Here is an 18,367-nt window from a genome sequence, read left to right on the forward strand (position 1 = left end):
CGCGGGGATGGATGTCGATCACGCCAACAGTCACGTTGAACGCATCAAACGCGCTGATCGGGGGCTGGGTCATGATTCGACACACCGAAGTGGACGGCGTTCCCACCTTCATCACGCCGACCCGCGGCCCGATGAGGGCGGGCCTGGTGTTCCGGGTCGGCGTGGCCGACGAGACGCTGGCCACCTCGGGCATCACCCACCTCGTCGAACACCTGGCGCTCAGCGAGTTCGCGTTGCCCGACTCGCACGCCAACGGCATGACCGGAATGATCAACACCCACTTCTACGTGCAAGGCGCGCCAGAGGACGTCAGCACGTTCCTCACCCGTGCGTGCGACGCGATCACAACGCTCCCGCTCGACCGACTGGAGAGGGAGAGGACGATCGTGCGCACGGAGGCCGCGAGCCGCAGCGGGGCGGCCTTCGAGATGCAGGTCTGGCGTTACGGCGCGCAGGGCTACGGTCTGGCGGGCAGCAACGACTTCGGAGTCGAGGTGCTGGGGCCGGAGGACGTCCGCGCCTGGGCAGCGGACTGGTTCGCCCTCGAGAACGCGGTGCTGTGGATCGCCGGAGAGGACGTGCCACCCGGCCTGCGCCTGCGCCTGCCCGGCGGCGTCCGACGCCCGCCACCGCCCGCGAAGTCCATCCTTCCGCTCCTGCCCGCCTACTTCGCCAACGGCAGCGGGCAGGTCATGATGGATTCCGTCGTGTCACGGTCCATGGCGGCACACGTGTTGTCGACTGTCATCGAGCGCCGGCTGTTCCAGAAGCTGCGGCACGAGCAGGGCGGGTCGTACGTGACCACGGCCGCCTATCGGTGGCGGGACGCCGAGTACGGGACCATCACCGCACTCGCCGACACCCTGCCGGAGAACCAGGACGTCGTGGTCAACGGCTTCATCGAGGTACTGGCGGCGTTGAAGGCGGGTGACATCCCCGCCGTGGACGTCGAAGCGGGCAAGACGATGCTGCGGGAGTTCGTCCGCGACCCCGACTTCGAGGTGGGCAGCCTGCGCAACGACAGCGCCGACTTCCTCAACGGCGGCAGGCCCTCGACCGTCGAGGAGTTGCTCGCGGAGTCGGACGCGATCACCACCGACGACGTGCACGCGGTCGCCGTCGAGGCGATGGGGTCGGCGCTGCTGCACCTTCCGGCGGGGCACGAGGCGGACTGGGCGGGTTTCGCGCGAGCCCCGTTGTTCTCCCCCGCCGTGGTCAGAGGCACCAAGTACGCCACCCACGAGCCCTCAGGCGAGAGCATCGTCGTCGGCACCTCCGGCGTCAGCCTGATCACCCCCGGCGGGCCGATCACGATCCGGTACGACCAGTGCGTCGCCGCGGAAGCGTGGCCGCACGGCGCACGCAGGCTGGTGGGCGTGGACGGCTTGATCGTCGGCATCGACCCGAGGTACTTCGCCATCGACCAGAAGGCGACGGCGATGATCGACGCGGGTGTGCCTCCCTCGGCTGTGGTCCGGCGGCCGGCGCTCCAGGAGGAGCCGGACAAGCCTGCGGCGGTCGAGGAGCCTCGGGCCGAGCAGCCACCCGTGCGCTCCGCGTTGAGAACCGCGGTCCGAGCGCTGACCGGGATCTTGTTCACCGCGTGGTTCGTGTTCGCGCTTCTCGCGACGGCCGGTGTGGCGACGAGGGCCGACGCGGACGCCACCGACTGGGTCGCCATCGCCCTCATCTGGTTCATCGGCTGGCCGTTCAAGAACGTCGTGCTTCGCTACTTCACGAAACTTCGCGCCGCGCACTGACCCCGCCTTCAACCGATATATCAGTTTGCGAGGCGGTCGCTGACCTGCACCTTAGCAACGAGTCTTTGGACTTCGTCCGCAAACGAGTCATTGCAAAGGGGCGAAACGGAGGGCGGGTCAGTCGGCGAACGAGGAGCGGTGGCGGCGCAGAGCCTTGGGCTTGGGGACGGCATCGACGACGGCTCCCAGCTCATGCGCAAGGTCGTCGGCTACGTGCACCGGCGCTACTCGCCCATGAACTGGGGCCAGGCCCTTGAAGAAATCGTCCTGAAGAGGATCAGGGGCGGCGTGAGCTGTTCCGCGTCATCGAGGCGGCCATCTCACGGGCCAGGGCCGCCGCGCCCACGATGCCGGCGTCGTCGCCGAGCTGCGCGGTGCGGATGCGGGCCAGCGGGCGGTGGCCCGCGCCGGTCACCACGGCCGCGTAGCGCTCGCGGGCGTCGTCGAGGAACAGCGGTGCCGACTCCGACACGCCTCCCCCGATGACGATCACCTCGGGGTCGTAGACGTCGGCCACCAGCGCCAGGCCCTCGCCCAGCCAGCGGGCCAGGTCGGCCATCGCGCGCTTGGCCAGCGGGTCGCCGTCGCGGGCCGCTCCGGCGACGCGGCGGCCGGTCACCGCGCGGGAGTCGCCCGCCGCCTCGCGGGCCAGGACCGTCGAGACGCCGGGGTGCTTGGCCAGCAGTTCCACCGCGGTGGCCGAAAGGGCCGTGCCGCTGCAGTAGCGCTCCCAGCAACCGTTCTTGCCGCACGGGCAGGGGCGGCCGTCCGGGACGACGCGCAGATGGCCCAGTTCGGGCGCCACGCCGTGGGCGCCGCGGAAGACCTCGCCGTTCAGCAGCAGCGCGGCGCCGATACCTGTGCCGATGGCGACCAGCACGGCCGTGTGGGCGCCACGTGCGGCGCCGAAGCGGTGTTCGGCGAGGGCGGCGGCGTTCGCGTCGTGTTCGAGCACGACGGGCATGCCCAGGCGGTCGGCCATGCGGTCGGCCACATTGGCCTGCCGCCACGCGAGGTGCGGTGCGAAACGGACCGTGCGGCTGTCCGAGGCGATGAAACCGGCCACGGCGAGACCGACGGCGTTCACCGCGTGGCGGTCCGCCACCTCCTCCACGGCGGCGACGATCGCGTCTTCCAGGGCGCGTTCGCCGGCCGGTGTCGGGGCGCGTGAGGTGTCCAGCACCGAGCCGCGCGCGTCCACGACGCCCGCGCGCACGCTGGTGCCACCGATGTCCACTCCTACGGTGAGCACTAGTCGGTCTTCCTGACTACCTTGATGTGCTGCACCCGCTGGCCGGAAGGCTCCTCCGCACCACCACCGGAAGGCTCCGGTGGCTGCGGCGCACCGGGTTCGCGCAGGGCCGCGCGCAACACCGCGACCAGGCCCGCCGCGTGCTCGGCGGCCTTCGCGGCCAGCTCCGAGCGGTCGCCGCGCAGCAGCGCCACGCCGTTGCACAGAGGGCACCAGCCGCACGTCTCGGGCGTGTGCGAGCCGTCGCCCGCCTCCGCCACGCGTTGCAGCCACGGCTGCATGCGCTCGGCGGCCGCGTCGATCAGCAACCGCAGCTCCTCGGCGAGCTTTCCGGTGTTGTCGTGAGTCATGAAAAGCTCCTGATCAGCGCCACAGCGAGGGGTCTGGGCGGAACCCCACCGTCACGCCACCCGAGTCCATCTCCGCGCCGGTCACGATGCAGCGCCTCAGCAACGAGGGCAGCGCCACGAGCCGACGCCGGCGGTCGACGGTCAACGCGAGGTCGTCGCCCACGCGCGCGAGGTCCAGCTCCGTGTCCTCGGCGAGCGGCAACGCGATCCGCAGCGAGTATCGGGCGTCGAGGCCACGTCCGCTGCCCGACACCTCCAGCAGCGACTCCGCAACCGAAGCGGCGGGCAACGGGTCCTCGGAGCCGTAGAGCTGCGAGGCCACCTCGAGCAACGCCGGCACGCCGACGGGCTCGGAAGCGCGGTGGTCGACCGTGCGGATCTCGCCGATACCGGTCAGCTCGGCCAGCACCGCGTCCTGCTCGTGCCGGCGCGTCCGCAGCCACGTCGCGGCGCCACCACGCGCGGAACCCGGCGACGGCACCAGCCGGTTCGCGATCACGCTGTCGACGCGGATTCCCTGCAGCGCCAACGCGGTCAACGTTCGCCGCGTCTCGGCGGCCACGACACGTTCCGGCGTCAGCACCAGGCGCACCGAACACGACGACGGATCGGCGAGCATGCTCCGCAACGCGTCCAGCCGTTCCGCGAGCCGGCTCAGCGCATCGGCCGTCGCGTCCCACTTCTCGACGGTCCCGGTGCCGGCCACGCCGGCCAGCAACCCGCGCACCACCCGCCGGTGCGTCGGGAAAAGCCGTTCCAGATACCCCGCGAACGCCTCGGGCAACGACAGCAGCCGCAACGTCTCCGCGGTCGGCCCGCAGTCGACGACCACGACCTCCCACGGCCCGACCGACGCCAGCCGCCGCACCTCCGCGAGCGCGAGGAGTTCCTCGACGCCCGGCAGCACAGTGAGTTCCTCGGCGTCGAGCTCGTTGACGCCCGCACCCGCCAGCACTGTCCTCAGGTGGCCGCGCAGCTCGCCCCAGGCCTCGTCGACGAGACCGCGCGGGTCGATCTGGCAGGCGAACAAGCCCGTGTCCACTTCGGACGGTGCGGCGCCCAGGCGGACGTCGAGGGCGTCGCCCAGCGAGTGAGCGGGATCGGTCGACACCACGAGCGCCTTGCGGCCGTGCGCCGCCAGCGAGGCCGCCGTCGCGGCGGCCAGCGTCGTCTTGCCGACCCCGCCCTTGCCGGTGAAGAGCAGGACCCGGCTCAAGCCGCCTTCTCCGCGCGCTTCTTGAGCTCCTTGAGCGCGGTGTCGAGGATCAGCTTCTCCGCCTTGCGGCGGAACAGCCCGATCATCGGGATCACCAGCTGCACCGACAGCGTGTAGGTGACCTTGGTCCCGGAACCGGACGGCTCCAGCACATAGCTGCCGTGCTGCGACTTCTGCATGGTGCCCTTGACGAGGTCCCACTGCACCGACAGACCGTCGGCGGCCCAGTCGTACTTCAGGACGTACTCGTCCTTGACGGGACCCTGGTCGATCGCGAAGCGCACCTGCTCCGCGCGGCCGTCGTCGCGGGCGTCGAGGATCTCGACCTCCTTCATCCCGTTCGCCCAGTCCGGGTACGACGGGAAGTCCGCGATGATCGCCATGATCTTCTCAGGCGGCGCGTCGATGACGATGGACTGAGTGGACTCGTCGGCCATGTGTGAGGAGGTTACTCGCGTCTTTACCAGTTGAGGACGTGAGGCTTGCCGACGCGCTGGAAGTGCCCGACGTTGACGCATTCGGTGTAGCCGATCCGCACCCGCCGGGCCAGCGGCTGGTGCACGTGCCCGAACACCGACCAGCGCGGACGCTCGCGCAGGATCTTCTCCAGCGCGGGCCTCGAACCCCACTCGGGACGACGGGCGACGACGTCGTAGGTCAGATCGGCGACAGCGGGCGGGATGTGCGTGCACAGCACGTCGACCGGGCCCATCCGATCGAGCGCCTCCGCCATGTCCTGCTCCGTGCGCAGGTACGGGAACCACGGCGCGTTGGGGTTGCGCACGAGACCGGGCAGCATCAGCCCGCCGCCAGCGAACCCGAACTTCAACCCGCCGATCTCCACTGCGTCGCCGTCCAGAACGTGCACTCCGTCGCCGGCGAACTGAGGCCACAGGTGCGGACTGTCCACATTGCCCGGTGTCGCGTACGTCGGGGCCGACATCGCCGAGAACAACGCGTGGTACTGCTCCAGCACCGCCTCTTCCACCACCGAACGGGCGTCCGCGAGACCGTCCCAGAGGGACCGGATGTAGCCCGCCGTGTCCGCGCGCTTGGTGCCGCGTCTCAGCTCGGCGAAGATCCCCACCTTCTCGGGCCCGAAAACGCGCCCGAGAATCCCCTTGGAATGGTCGTGGTAGTCGACGAAGTCGATCAGGTCGCCCAGCACGACGAGCGCGTCGGCCCCGTCGCCGGCGCGTGCCAGCGCCTCCGCGTTGCCGTGGACGTCCGAAACCACGTGAACCCGCACGGTCCCCAACCTAGTTCGTGAGACGCACGTCAACCAAGATCACTCACCTGGCGGGCAGCCAGGCGGACGACCGTCCTCCAGAGTCAGCTTCAGACCCAGAGCAACGGACTTCGCGTCGAGCTGCCGGCGTTGCACCTCACGACGCGCGTTGCGCGGGGTGAGCGAGCCTGCGGGCGGATCGGCGCGGAGGAAGTAGTGCAGCAGGGTGCCGTCGAGCATCGGCTCGAGCCAGACCTCCATCGTGCCCACGAGCGCGCCGCCGACCGTCCAGCGCAGGCCCTCGTCGCCCCGGTTGGCGTAGACGTCCAGCTCGAGATCCGGCCAGAACGTCCGCCACGACGATGGCGACGCGAAGGCGGCGGCAACCACTCTGGGTGGTACCGCCAGGAAAGTCTCGTCAACGACGTCCACGCTGGCCATGGGCTCAAAAGGTAACGGAAGGGCGTACCGACCTTTGTATCGCTGGAATCACACGCTAAGTTTCCCCACCAGTAACAAATCACCGTACGGAGGTTGACGTGCGCGAGTTCAGCGTCCCCGCCACCGCCGCAGTGGCTCCGGAGGAGAACCTCACCGACATGGTGTGGGCCAACGCGGAACGCTTCGGCAACGCCGTCAGCTTCCGCCGGCAGATCGACGGCACCTGGGTGGACATCACCGCGCGTGACTTCGCCGCGCAGGTCATGGCCGTCGCCAAGGGCCTGGTCGCCGCGGGCATCGAGCTGGGCGACCGGATCGGCCTGGTCTCCAAGACCCGCTACGAGTGGTCGCTGCTCGACTTCGCCATCTGGGCGGCCGGCGGCATCGTCGTGCCGATCTACGAGACGTCGTCGGCGGACCAGATCGAGTGGATCCTGTCCGACTCCGGCGCGAAGGCGGTCTTCGTCGAGACGTCGGCGCACCGCGCGTCCGTCGACGAGATCGTCGGCAAGCTGCCCGAGCTGCGCCACGTGTGGCAGATCGAGGGCTCGGCCGCCGCGGTCGACGAGCTGACCGCCCTCGGTGCCGAGATCACCGACGAGCAGGTGCACGAGCGCCGCAAGAAGGTGCAGGCGGACGACACGGCGACGCTGGTCTACACGTCCGGCACGACGGGCCGCCCGAAGGGCTGCACGCTGACGCACCGCAACCTGCTGTCCGAGGTGCGGTCGGCGCTGTCGCGGTTCCCCGAGATCCTCACGGCGGGCAACTCACTGCTGCTGTTCCTGCCGCTCGCGCACATCCTGGCGCGCGCTCTGGCGCTGGCGTGCGTGTACTCGCGCGCGACGCTGGGCCACACCGCCGACGTGAAGAACCTCGTCGGGGACCTGGGTCAGTTCCGGCCGACGTTCGTCGTCGCGGTGCCGCGCGTGTTCGAGAAGGTCTACAACGGCGCCAAGCAGAAGGCGCACGCCGGTGGCAAGGGCAAGATCTTCGACGCGGCCGAGGCGACCGCCGTCGAGTACTCGAGCGCCCTGGACAACGGTGGCCCCGGCCTGGTGCTGCGGCTCAAGCACGCCGTGTTCGACAAGCTGGTGTTCGCGAAGCTGCGGGCCGCGCTGGGCGGCCGGGCGATCGCGGCGGTATCCGGTGGCGCGCCGCTGGGTGACCGGCTGTCGCACTTCTTCCGCGGCGCGGGCATCCCGGTGTACGAGGGCTATGGCCTGACGGAGACGTCGGCCGCGGCGTGCGTCACGTTCCGCGGCCAGGAGAAGGTCGGCACGGTCGGCCTGCCGGTGCCCGGCACGTCGGTGCGGATCGGCGAGGACGGCGAGATCCTCATCAAGGGCGACATCGTCTTCACCGGCTACTGGAACAACGAGGCCGCCACCAAGGAGGCCCTGGAGGACGGCTGGTTCCACACCGGTGACATCGGCGAGCTCGACAGCGAGGGCTTCCTGAAGATCACGGGCCGCAAGAAGGAGATCATCGTCACCGCCGGTGGCAAGAACGTCTCCCCCGCGCAGCTCGAGGACCGCATCCGGGCGCACCCCCTGGTGTCGCAGTGCATGGTCGTCGGCGACAAGCAGCCGTTCATCGGCGCGCTGATCACGATCGACCCCGAGTTCTTCCCGGCGTGGAAGGAGTCGCACGGCAAGCCGGCGTCGGCGGACGTCGCGGACCTGATCGAGGACGCGGAGCTGCTGGCCGAGATCCAGGCCGTGGTGGACGAGGCGAACAAGTCGGTGTCGAAGGCGGAGGCGATCCGCAAGTTCCGGGTGCTGCCGGTCGACTTCACCGAGGCCGGTGGCGAGATGACGCCGTCGCTGAAGCTCAAGCGCTCTGTCGTGGCGACGACCTACGCGTCGGACATCGACGCCATCTACGCGAAGTAAGCGGGTCAATGCGCGAAAGGCCCAGGAACTCGGACGAGTTCCTGGGCCTTTCGACCCCCAGCGATCGTGATCCGCGGATCTCCGCGGAACCCGAGAAGTTTGTTGCCCCGGCCCCCCGACCGGGACGTGTAGAAGATTGCCGTACGGCGCTGACGTATCGCTGACGCGTCGATGTCACTCGGCGACAGCGCGCTAATAGGCTGTCCGTAGACGGGGATCATTCGACACGTACGAGGGGAAGGCAATGGCTCCGGGTCCGCAGTTCCGGCTGCTCGGCCCGATGGAAGTGCGCCTGAACGACACACCGGTGGTGCTGCGGGCGGGCAAGCATCGAGCGTTGCTGGCGGCGTTGCTGCTGCGACCGAACCGCGTCGTACCCGTGACGGAACTCGTCGAGCACCTCTGGGGCGACGCACCGCCCGCACGCACGCGTGGCACGTTGCAGACGTACGTGATGCGGCTGCGGGCGGCGCTGGGCGACCCCTCGTTGATCCAGACCGCCGCCGACGGCTACCGGATGCGCGTCGACCCGCTGGCCGTGGACGTGCACCGGTTCGCTGACGCGGCTGCTCGCGGACGTGCGGCAGCGGCGTCGAACGACCTGGTCAGCGCGCGGAAAGCGTTTGCCGAGGCGTTGGAGCTGTGGCGTGGTCCGGTCCTGTCGGACGTGCCTTCGGAGACGCTGAACTCCGAGCACGCGCCACGGCTGACCGAGCTGCTGATGACCGTGCACGAACAGCGCGTGGACGTCGAGCTCGCGCTGGGCAACCATGCCGACCTGGTGCCGGAGCTGTTCGCGCTGACGCGAGACCACCCGTTGCGCGAACGGTTCTGGGGTCAGCTGATGCTCGCGCTGTACCGCAGCAGCAGGCAGGCGGAGGCGTTGGAGGCGTTCCGGCAGCTGGACCGGACGCTGGACGAACAGCTCGGCATCGACCCGACCGAGGAGCTGCGCGAGCTGCACCAGGCGATCCTGATGGGAGCGCCGGAACTCGCGGCACCTGTCGCCGCGCGTGAACCGGAACGCGCGCCCGCGTCGCCGATGCGGCTGCCCGACGACATCGCCGACTTCACGGGGCGCGTGTGGCACGTGGAACGGGTCTCCGGTCTGCTCACGGGCGGTTCGGTGCCGATCGTGACGCTGGCAGGGCAGCCGGGCGTGGGCAAGACGACGCTGGCGGTGCACGTGGCGCACCTGCTGCGCGACCACTTCCCGGACGGGCAGCTGTACGTCGACCTGCGCGGGTACTCGCTCGGGCCGCCGGCGGACGGGATGGACGTGCTGTCGCGGTTCCTGCGGGCGCTGGGCGTGCCGCCGGACGAGATCCCGCCGGACGCCGACGAGCAGAGCACGATGCTGCGGTCGCTGCTGTCGGGCCGCCGGATGCTGCTGGTGCTCGACAACGCCTCCGCGCCCGACCAGGTGCGGTCGTTGCTGCCGGGAACGGCGTCGTGCCGGGTGATCGTGACATCGCGGGACGACCTGCGCGGCCTGATCGCGATGAACGGCGCGCGGACGGTGTCGGTCGACGTGTTCACGCCGTCGGAGTCCTCGGCGTTGCTCACCACACTGCTGGGGCCTGGTGATCACGCGGAGCTGGCCGCCCGGTGCGGGCACCTGCCGCTCGCGTTGCGGGTGGCCGCCGCCTACCTGGCGGGCCGCGACGACGTGACGATTTCGGGTTCGCCGATCGAGCTCGCCTACGCGGCTCTGCCGCCCGCACCGCAGCGGTTGTTCCGGCTGCTGTCGCTCGTGCCGGGCCCCGACTTCACCGCGGAGGCCGCCTCCGCACTGGCCGATGTGGACGCAGAAGGCCTGCTGGCGGTGCTGGCGATCGCGAAGCTGGTGGTGCCGGTGGCGCCCGGCCGCTACCGGTTCCACGACGAGCTCGTGCGCTACGCGGCGACGTTGCGCGAACAGTCGGACAGCGCCGCCGAGCAGGAGGTCGCGTGGACGGCGTTGCTCAACCACTACATGCGCGGCGTGGAGCGTTGTGCCGAACTGCTCTACCCCGGGATCGTGCGGCTGCCGTCGTCGGCTTCCGGTCCGGCGCCGCGGATCTCCAACTCGGCAGAGGCGCTGGCGTGGCTCGACGCGGAACGCCCGAACCTGACCGCGGCCATCCGGCACGCCGCCGACCACGGCCCGGCGCCGATGGCGTGGCAGCTGGCCGACGCGTTGCGGGGGTACCTGTGGATGGGCCAGCACATCGGTGAGTGGCTCGCGACCGCGCACCACGGGCTGCAGGCCGCGCAGGTGTCCGCGCACCGCCCGGCGGAGGCCGCGATGCACGCCAACCTCGGCACGCTCTACCTGCGGCTCGGCGAGTACGCGCTGTCGGTGGAGCACCACAACCAGGCCATCGAGCTGTACCGGGCGCTGGGCGACGAGGATGCCGAGGCGAGCGTTCTGAACAACCTGAGCCTCGTCCACCGGCGTTCCGGCCAGCTGCCCGAGGCGAAGCAGGCGCTGGTCCGCAGCCTGGAGATGCTGCGTTCCGCCGACAGCGTCAGCAGCAGCCTGTACAACCTCGGCCAGCTCGCCGTGGAGCTCGGCGAGATCGACGGCGCCGTCGAGCACTTCTCCCAGGCGCTGGCTCTCGCGCCGAACGCCGACAGCCACACCTACCTCGGCATGGCGCTGCGCCTGCAGGGCCGGTTCGACGAGGCGCGCACCCATCTCGAACGCGCCCTGGAGCTCGGCAACGTGGCGGCGGGCGAGGCCGAGGCCCTGGACAACCTCGCCGCGCTGGAGCTCGCCGCGGGCAACCCCGAGGCCGCGCTGTCGCTGGCGTCGCGGGCGTTGTCGCTGGTCGCCGATGGTGGTGATCCACAGGTGGCGACGTCGGTGCGGATCACGCTCGGCGAGGTCCGCCGCGCGCTGTCCGACCTCGACGCCGCGGCCGAGCTGTTCGAGCAGGCCCTGGTGACGGCTCGTCGGATCGGTTACGCCTCCGGTGAGATCCGCGCGCTGATCGACCTCTCCGTGGTGTGGCGGGATCTCGAACGCGACTCCGATTCCCGGTCCGCCGCCGACGAGGCCGCACGGCGCAGCGCCGAACTCGGGTTGCGCGCCCTGGAGAACCGGGCCCGCGAACTCAGCCGATGAGGCCTTCGAGGCGGTGTGCGAGCTGGTCCCACCGCCAGTGGTCGCTCACCCACTCCCGCCCGGCACGGCCCATTTTGGCCGCCATCTCGGGGTCGGCGAGCAGGGCGGCGACCCTCTCGGCGACGTGCTCCACGTCGCGGCCGTCGACGACGTTGCCGGTGATGCCGTCGCGCACGGTCTCCGGCGCGCCGCCGGACCGTCCGGCGATCACCGGCAGCCCGGTCGCCGAGGCCTCCAGGTAGACGATGCCGAGGCCCTCGACGTCGAGGCCGCGTCCGCGGGTGCGGCAGGGCATCGCGAAGACGTCGCCGGCGTTGTAGTGCGCGGGCAGTTCCTCCCACGGCACAGAACCGGTCAGCACCACGTCGCGGTTGCCGGCGGCCAGCTTCTCGAGCGTGCCCCGGTACGGTCCGCCGCCGACGATCAGCAGTGCCGCGTCCGGCGCCGTGCGCTGGATCAGCGGCAACGCGCGGATCAGTACGTCCTGCCCCTTGCGCGGCACCAACCGTGACACGCACACGATCACCGGACGGTCGCCCAGCCCGTAGCGGCGGCGGATCTCGGCACGCGCGGCCGGGTCCGGGCGATAGAGGTCAGTGTCCACACCGGACGGAAGATGCTCCAGCGCCGCCATCGGACCGAACGCCGCGGCGAACCGCGAACGCGTGTAGCGGCTCACGTAGGTCACAACGTCCACACCGGACCCGATGGCCCGCAACGCCTGCCGTGCCACCGGCAGCATCGACCAGCCGACCTCGTGGCCGTGGGTGCACGCGACCGCGCGGCTCAGGTCGAGCGAGGGTGCCAGCAACGCCAGCGGAGCCGCCGCACCGAACCACGCGGCGTCGCACGACTCGGCACGCGCGATCTCGCGGGCGCGCTTGAGGACGTCAGGCGTCGGCAGCATCAGGGACGTGGGATGCCGGACGACAGGAAAAGGCTGCTCCGCGTCGAACTCCGCCGCGCCCTTCCACTTCGGCGCGTACACGACGAGGGAGTCCTCGGGCAGCCGTGTCGCCAGCGCGTGCAGGTAGGACTGGATGCCACCAGGGCGGGGTGGGAAGTCGTTGGTCACCAGCAAGGTTCGGCGCACGGGACCAACGCTATCCGATGCTCGATCGCAGGAAATCGCGCCAGCCCGGCACGTCGACCGCCCGCGGGTCCACAGCGGACAGCGACGCGTGCTGCAGGAAGAAGGCCACGACGCCCCGCTCGCCCAGCTTCGACTCCAGGTAGACCATGATCGAGTACGCCTGCTGGTAGGCCAGGTCACGACCGGGACCGCCGAAATCGGTCGGCAGCGCCGAGACGTTCGAGGTGAGCAATGGCGCGGCCTGGCGCAACGGCACCCCGAGGCCGTGGAACGCCACCCAGTCCGCGAACCCCTCCACCAGCCACAGCGGAGCCGAGTCCGACGTCAGGTCACGCGTTGCCACATGCGTGATCTCGTGCCGCAGCAGCACGCGCAATTCCAGCTGCGTGAGCGACGCCGCCCGCGCCCGGTTGAGCACCACGCGCTGCCCGGCACCGTCACGAATCGCGACGCCGGCCATGTCCGTGAACGCCGGTCCGACGAGCGACACCAGGTCCGCATCCGTCGCCGGAATGACGACGTCGACCCGCTTCACCCAGCTGATATCCAATATATCGGCGACGCCGGCCACCGACTCGTCCACGAGCCCCGACACCCGGGAGGCCAGCTCACCATCGCAAGAACTGCTGGTCACAGTACCGGCGGAGACCTTGAGCACCGCCTCTTTGCAATGAGCTGTTGCAGTCGGCGGCAACTCAACGGGCCGTGTTGCAATGGTGAGGCCGAGCAGGAACGTCATGGCGACCGTGATCGCCAGCAACGTCCGTACGTATTTCACCGGCGCAACGCTAGCCCTCGATACGCCGAATCACCGCGATAGGCCCGATGGCGTCGATCGGGGCGATCTTCACCGGCTGACCCTCGGTCGAGGCGTGCACGGCTCGCATGTTGTCGACAGCCATCGCGACGTGCGACCGGCTCGCGTAGTAGATGATCAGGTCGCCCGCGCGGACGTCACCGCGCGACACGACGCGCCCCACCCCGGCCTGTCCGCCGGACGTCCGCGGGATCGCGTACCCGGCGGCCGCGTAGGCCTTCATCGTCAGACCGGCGCAGTCCCACTCGTCGAGCCCGGTCCCGCCGTACTTGTACCCGTCCCCGCGCTGCTCCAGCGCGAACGCCAGCGCGATGCCCGCCGCCCCCTCCGGCACGCGGACCGGTGACCGGTCGCCCGGATCGCGCAACTGGTTCACGACCGGCGCCGGCAGCCGCGTCAACGCCGCACGTACCTCGCCGATCTGGGCCTGCAACGCGCGGTTGCGCGCGTCGAGGTCGTTCTTCAGCTTCTCGGCGGCCGAGGTGGCCTCGGCGGCACGGGTCCGCGCGTTCTCCGCCACCTGGTGCGCCTGACGGGCCTTCTCCACCGCACCGGACAGCCGCGCCAGCGAGTCGGCCTTGTCCGACGCCAGCACCCGCATCATCTCGAGGCGGTTCAGGAAGTCCTGCTGCGAGTCGGCGACGAGCAGCGCCGACAGCTGGTTGAACCGCGCGCCCTCGAACGACGCCTGCGTGATGAGGTCGACCTGGCCGCGGTAGTCGTCCTCGTCGGACTTCGCCTGCCGCTCGATCTGCTGCGCCGCCGCGACATCCGCGGTCGCACGCTCGAGCTCGGCCCGCCGCTGGACGAGATCCTCCTGCGCGCGCAGGACTTCCTCGTTGAGCTTTGTCGCCTGTTCCGTCAGCGCGGCGTACGCGCGCGCCGGATCAGCCGGCTGTGCTGCGAACGACACGGCCGGAAGTGCGGAGAAAACCAGGGCGGTAACCAGAACACCGCGGGTGAGCTTGCGCGACATCACGTCGCCGATCCCCTTCGCGAGAACAAGACCGTCAGATCGACCCCAAAGATCGACCCCCAAAGATCGACAGGGCGTCAGGCTACCGGGTGATCAAACGCGCCCGAGACGGGCCAGCAACACAGCGGACGGCACCGGGTGCGCGCCACGCCGGCGCACCGAGTCGGCGACCGCGCGATCCGACGTCACCACCACCACGGGACGCCCCTCCGGCTCCGCGGTGACCAGCGCACGAATGACGTCATCGGCCAGAACACCGGGATCGCTGAAGAGGACGCGCACGCCCCGTGGCGCCGCCGCAGGCACGGCCACCACCCCCGCACCATCGAACACCAACGTGACCTCGGCGCCCGTGCGCGCGGCCAGCACGGCCAGCTGGTGCACGAGCCGATCACGTTGGTCCGACAGCGACAGCTCCGGATAGCCGGTCTTGGTGACGTTGTAGCCGTCCACCACCAAATGGACAGCGGGCAACGCCAGCAGTCGATCCAGGGCGGCGGGGTCCTCCACGCGTCCGACGGCACCCTGCGAGGCACTGGCGCCTCGCACGAGGTCGGCAGGACGCGGTCCCGTGCCACCCAGCGCGAGTTCACGACGCAGACCCGTCACGGCACCGTCGAGCGTGTCCACGAGCAGCGCGAGCCGCACCTCGTCCGCCTGCCGGGCCTCCCGCGCGGACTGGCGCGCGACCTCGGCGTCGGCGATGGCCCGTTGTGCCTTGGCCCGCTCGGTCTCGGCCCGTTCCCGTTCGCGGTCGCGTTCGGCGGTGAGTCGCTTGACCTCGTCGGCCGTGCGTTCCTGGATCCTGTCCACCTCGGCGGCGGCGGCTTCCGCGGCGTCCTTGGCCTCGCGCAGCTTCACGCCCTGCTCGCGCAGCCGCTTGCGCAGCCGTTCCAGTTCGATCTCGGCGTCCGCGCGGACGCGTTCGGCAGCCCCGTCGAGCTGGCTGCGTTCCGCCTTCAGCCGTTCCAGTTCGACCTCGAGCCGTTCCGCTCGTGCTACCGCGGCGTCCCGTTCGGCACGCAGCGTCGCGTCGCCGACCCGCCGCGACACCAGCTCCACGTAATGAGGCGCGACCTCGTCACCGGTCAGCACCGCCGCCGCGGCAGCCGTCACCGGGTCGGGCGAGGTCACCTCCAGCGTCGACGGCCTGTTCTTGCGCAGCCACTCCACGACGGCCGTGCGGAAGTTGGCCGAGTCCCGCAGGCCGGCGACGACCTGAGCCCCGCCCAGCCGAGCACGCTTCGTCGGGGCGAACTTCGCCACCGGTCGGAGGTGCTGGGGAACGTCGACCTTCGCCATCTCGCCGAGCGCGTCGGCACCGAGCTCCGCCAGCCGCACCCGCAACGGCTCCGGCAGGGCCGACCAGTCCACAGTGGACTCGCCTGCGTCCTCGGCAGGCTGGTCGAACTCGGGCTCGGGCATCGGGTCTGGCACCCCAACAGGCTAGAGCCCCCGTGCTCGAGCAGCGCACGGACATCTCCCGGCTTCGGAACAACGATCTGGACAAGACCGCCGGACGACCTCCTGCCGACCTGACAACCGCAGGTCAACGCCCCTGCGAATGATCGCCGCCGAAAATTGTCAGACCCCGTCGCTAACGTCCCACATCGTGACCGGTCAACTGTCCTTCGACGAGCTCGGGACGCCCCTGCACGACACGACGTTCGTCGTGTTCGACCTGGAGACGACAGGCGGAAGCGCCGAGGAGGACGCCGTCACCGAGATCGGCGCGGTGAAGGTGCGCGGCGGTGAGGTCATCGGCGAGTTCGCCACGCTCGTCGACCCCGAACGCGGCATCCCGGTCCAGGTGGCGCAGCTGACCGGCATCACACAGCTGATGGTCACGGGCGCGCCGAGGCTGCAGACGGTGCTGCCCGCGTTCCTCGAGTTCGCGGCCGGAGCGGTGCTGGTGGCGCACAACTCCGGCTTCGACATCAGCTTTCTCAAGGCGGCCTGCGAGCGGTACGGCTACCGGTGGCCGAAACCGCCGGTGGTCTGCACGGTGAAGCTGGCGCGGCGCGTGCTGAGCCGCGACGAGGCCCCGTCGTGCCGCCTGTCCGCACTGGCCGACCTCTTCCACACGTCGACCAGGCCGACGCACCGGGCGCTGGCCGACGCGCGCGCCACGGTCGAGGTGCTGCACTCGCTGCTGGAGCGGGTCGGCAACGTCGGCGTGCACTCCCTGGAAGAACTGCTGGCCTATCTGCCGGAGGTGACGCCGGAACAACGCCGCAAGCGCAGCCTGGCCGCGCACCTGCCGTCCAAGCCGGGCGTCTACCTCTTCCGCGGCCCGAAGGAAGAGGTGCTCTACGTCGGCACGGCGTCAGATCTGCGCCGCCGCGTCCGGCAGTACTTCACGGCCAGCGAGGGCAGACGCAGGCTCCGCGAGATGGTCGCGCTCGCCGTCCGCGTCGACGCCGTGGAGTGCGCTCATCCGCTGGAAGCCGAAGTACGCGAACTGCGCCTGCTGCGGGCACATCGTCCGGCATACAACCGCAGATCGAAAAACCCTCACCACGCGTGGTGGCTCGTGCTGACCGATGAGCCTTTCCCACGGCTGTCCATGGTCAGAAACCCTCGTGACGGCGCATTGGGTCCGTTCCGCACGCGCCAGGCAGCCGAGTCGGTGGCGAGCGCGCTGCTCGACGCCGTGCCGTTGCGCTCGTGCACCATCAAGATCCCGGCGACCAACCAGCGGGCCACTCCGTGCGCCCTGGCCGAACTGGGCCGCTGCCAGGCCCCGTGCGCGGGCCGCCAGACCGTCGAGGAGTACTCCCCCGCGGTCGTGGCGGTCCGCGATCTGGTCGTGGGCCGCAGCGCCGATCCTTTACGCAAGCTCATCGACCAGCTGGGCACCCTGGCCTCAGCCGAACGCTTCGAGGAAGCGGCCACCCGCCGCGACCGCCTGGCCGGCCTGGTCCGGTCGCTCGACCGTGCCCAACGCCTGGCCGCCCTCGCCGCGCTGCCCCAACTCGTGGCTGCCCGCCCCGACCGCGAAGGCGGCTGGGAGTTCTCCGTCGTCCGCTACGGCCGGCTCGCCTCCGCCGGAGTCGCCCGACGAGGCACCCGTCCGATGCCGGTGGTCGACGCCCTCGTCGCGTCGGCCGAAACAGTCGTGCCGACCGCCGGCCCGCTGCGCGGCGCACCGCCCGAGGAGACCGGCGTCGTGCTGCGCTGGCTCGACCAGCCGGGCACCCGCCTGGTGTACGCGGACGAGCCCTGGTCCTCCCCCGCCGGCGCCGCCGCGGCCTGGCTGCCGTGGGCCGAACAAGCCGCGGGCGCCCGCCCCCTGCACGACCGCTGGACCTGACCCGCACACGCCTTAGCAATGAGTCTTTTGCGGACGAAGTCCAAAGTCTCATTGCTAAGGCACAGGTCAACGTGGTGCCGGACAACTGATATATCGGATGTGGCACGGCCGGGGGTGCGCCCGGCGCAGAATCGCGATCATGAGCGACATCGGGTACGCACTGCACCACGTCCAGCTGGCGATCCCGGCGGGCGCCGAGGACGACTGCCGCGCCTTCTACGTCGGCGTGCTCGGCATGAAAGAGGTGGAGAAGCCTCCAGCACTCGCCGCCCGAGGCGGGCTGTGGGTGCGGTCGGGGTCGTTGGAGATCCACCTCGGGGTCGAGGCGGAGTTCCGGCCGGCCCGCAAAGCGCATCCGGGCATCCTGGTCGGCGACCTGGACGCGCTCGCCGAGCGGCTCGCCGGCGCGGGCATCGAGATCACGTGGGACGAAAACTTCCGGGCCTTCCGCCGGTTCCACACCTTCGACAACGTCGGCAACCGGCTGGAGTTCATGGCGCCGGCGTGACGTGCGCGCGGCGACGTCCTCACGTCGGCGACGGGCCGGTAGGGCAGACTACGAGTGCTTTAGTCACCCGTGCTGAGACCAGAGGAGGACGCCGTGGTCACCGCCATCGTGCTGATCCAGGCCGCCGCCGAACGCATTCCCGAGGCGGCGCAGGAGATCGCCGACATCGACGGAGTCACGGAGGTGTACTCCTGCGCCGGTGACGTGGACCTGATCGCGCTCGTGCGGGTGAGCAAGCACGAGGACCTGGCCGCGCTGGTGCCGGGCAAGATCAGCAAGGTCGCGGGTGTGCTGAACACCGACACGCACATCGCGTTCCGCAGCTACTCGAAGCGCGACGACGAGGCGGCCTTCGCCATCGGGCTGGACGACGCCCAGTAGTCAGAACCTGACGCAAACGAAAAGCCCC

The 18,367-nt window shown here is 70.4% G+C and carries 16 protein-coding genes; 6 read left to right on the top strand and 10 right to left on the bottom strand.

Features of this window, described 5'->3' with window-relative positions:
* Window positions 1-71 precede the first annotated feature (71 nt).
* Window positions 72-1,760, top strand: a complete 1,689-nt coding sequence (locus JOD27_RS29250; protein ID WP_204765501.1) for a M16 family metallopeptidase — start codon at window positions 72-74, stop codon at window positions 1,758-1,760.
* A 277-nt stretch (window positions 1,761-2,037) separates the two neighbouring features.
* Here the strand turns inward: JOD27_RS29250 and JOD27_RS29255 are convergent, their stop codons facing one another.
* From JOD27_RS29255 to JOD27_RS29280, 6 genes are read right to left on the bottom strand one after another with little or no spacing between them, the layout of a single operon-like run.
* On the bottom strand, window positions 2,038-2,997 hold the full coding sequence (locus tag JOD27_RS29255; RefSeq protein ID WP_204765649.1) for an ROK family glucokinase: 960 nt from the start codon (window positions 2,995-2,997) through the stop codon (window positions 2,038-2,040).
* Window positions 2,998-3,011: 14 nt separating this feature from the next.
* On the bottom strand, window positions 3,012-3,362 hold the full coding sequence (locus tag JOD27_RS29260) for a hypothetical protein (protein ID WP_204765502.1): 351 nt from the start codon (window positions 3,360-3,362) through the stop codon (window positions 3,012-3,014).
* A 13-nt stretch (window positions 3,363-3,375) separates the two neighbouring features.
* Window positions 3,376-4,578, bottom strand: coding sequence for an ArsA family ATPase (locus JOD27_RS29265; RefSeq protein WP_204765503.1), 1,203 nt, complete (start codon window positions 4,576-4,578; stop codon window positions 3,376-3,378).
* A complete protein-coding gene (locus JOD27_RS29270; protein WP_204765504.1) occupies window positions 4,575-5,015 on the bottom strand; it encodes an SRPBCC family protein in 441 nt (146 codons plus the stop codon). Before JOD27_RS29270 ends, JOD27_RS29265 begins: the two co-directional genes overlap by 4 nt.
* 23 nt (window positions 5,016-5,038) lie before the next feature.
* Window positions 5,039-5,827 carry a metallophosphoesterase family protein gene (locus JOD27_RS29275; RefSeq protein WP_204765505.1) on the bottom strand — a complete coding sequence of 263 codons (789 nt, stop codon included), beginning with the start codon at window positions 5,825-5,827 and terminating at the stop codon, window positions 5,039-5,041.
* A 39-nt stretch (window positions 5,828-5,866) separates the two neighbouring features.
* The gene (locus JOD27_RS29280; protein WP_204765506.1) at window positions 5,867-6,247 is read right to left on the bottom strand and encodes a polyketide cyclase / dehydrase and lipid transport; all 381 of its coding nucleotides are present in this window, start codon (window positions 6,245-6,247) and stop codon (window positions 5,867-5,869) included.
* A 98-nt stretch (window positions 6,248-6,345) separates the two neighbouring features.
* Here JOD27_RS29280 and JOD27_RS29285 point away from each other — a divergent pair, with 98 nt between their 5' ends.
* Both JOD27_RS29285 and JOD27_RS29290 read left to right on the top strand, forming a co-directional pair.
* Entirely contained in the window at window positions 6,346-8,142 is a 1,797-nt protein-coding gene (locus tag JOD27_RS29285) for an AMP-dependent synthetase/ligase (RefSeq protein ID WP_204765507.1), read from the top strand.
* A gap of 244 nt (window positions 8,143-8,386) precedes the next feature.
* On the top strand, window positions 8,387-11,251 hold the full coding sequence (locus JOD27_RS29290) for an AfsR/SARP family transcriptional regulator (RefSeq protein WP_204765508.1): 2,865 nt from the start codon (window positions 8,387-8,389) through the stop codon (window positions 11,249-11,251).
* Here the strand turns inward: JOD27_RS29290 and JOD27_RS29295 are convergent.
* The 4 genes from JOD27_RS29295 to JOD27_RS29310 all read right to left on the bottom strand — a co-directional run bounded on the left by JOD27_RS29295 (window position 11,241) and on the right by JOD27_RS29310 (window position 15,562).
* Entirely contained in the window at window positions 11,241-12,344 is a 1,104-nt protein-coding gene (locus JOD27_RS29295; RefSeq protein WP_204765509.1) for a glycosyltransferase family 4 protein, read from the bottom strand. The genes JOD27_RS29290 and JOD27_RS29295 overlap by 11 nt on opposite strands.
* 10 nt (window positions 12,345-12,354) lie before the next feature.
* A complete protein-coding gene (locus tag JOD27_RS29300) occupies window positions 12,355-13,122 on the bottom strand; it encodes a hypothetical protein (protein WP_204765510.1) in 768 nt (255 codons plus the stop codon).
* 10 nt (window positions 13,123-13,132) lie between these two features.
* Window positions 13,133-14,074 carry a C40 family peptidase gene (locus JOD27_RS29305; RefSeq protein WP_307830395.1) on the bottom strand — a complete coding sequence of 314 codons (942 nt, stop codon included), beginning with the start codon at window positions 14,072-14,074 and terminating at the stop codon, window positions 13,133-13,135.
* Between the two features lie 156 nt (window positions 14,075-14,230).
* Window positions 14,231-15,562 (bottom strand): NYN domain-containing protein, encoded by a 1,332-nt coding sequence (locus JOD27_RS29310; RefSeq protein ID WP_204765651.1) that lies wholly within the window; start codon window positions 15,560-15,562, stop codon window positions 14,231-14,233.
* A 187-nt stretch (window positions 15,563-15,749) separates the two neighbouring features.
* Between JOD27_RS29310 and JOD27_RS29315 the strand changes: the two genes are divergently transcribed.
* From JOD27_RS29315 to JOD27_RS29325, 3 genes are all read left to right on the top strand, one after another.
* Complete coding sequence (locus tag JOD27_RS29315; protein ID WP_307830396.1) at window positions 15,750-17,450, top strand: DEDD exonuclease domain-containing protein; 1,701 nt, start codon at window positions 15,750-15,752, stop codon at window positions 17,448-17,450.
* 139 nt (window positions 17,451-17,589) lie between these two features.
* Window positions 17,590-17,958, top strand: a complete 369-nt coding sequence (locus JOD27_RS29320) for a VOC family protein (RefSeq protein WP_204765512.1) — start codon at window positions 17,590-17,592, stop codon at window positions 17,956-17,958.
* A gap of 93 nt (window positions 17,959-18,051) precedes the next feature.
* A complete protein-coding gene (locus tag JOD27_RS29325; protein WP_045309335.1) occupies window positions 18,052-18,339 on the top strand; it encodes an Lrp/AsnC family transcriptional regulator in 288 nt (95 codons plus the stop codon).
* Window positions 18,340-18,367 lie beyond the last annotated feature (28 nt).

It is taken from the genome of Lentzea nigeriaca, from assembly GCF_016907955.1.
In the GTDB taxonomy this organism is placed as follows: domain Bacteria; phylum Actinomycetota; class Actinomycetes; order Mycobacteriales; family Pseudonocardiaceae; genus Lentzea; species Lentzea nigeriaca.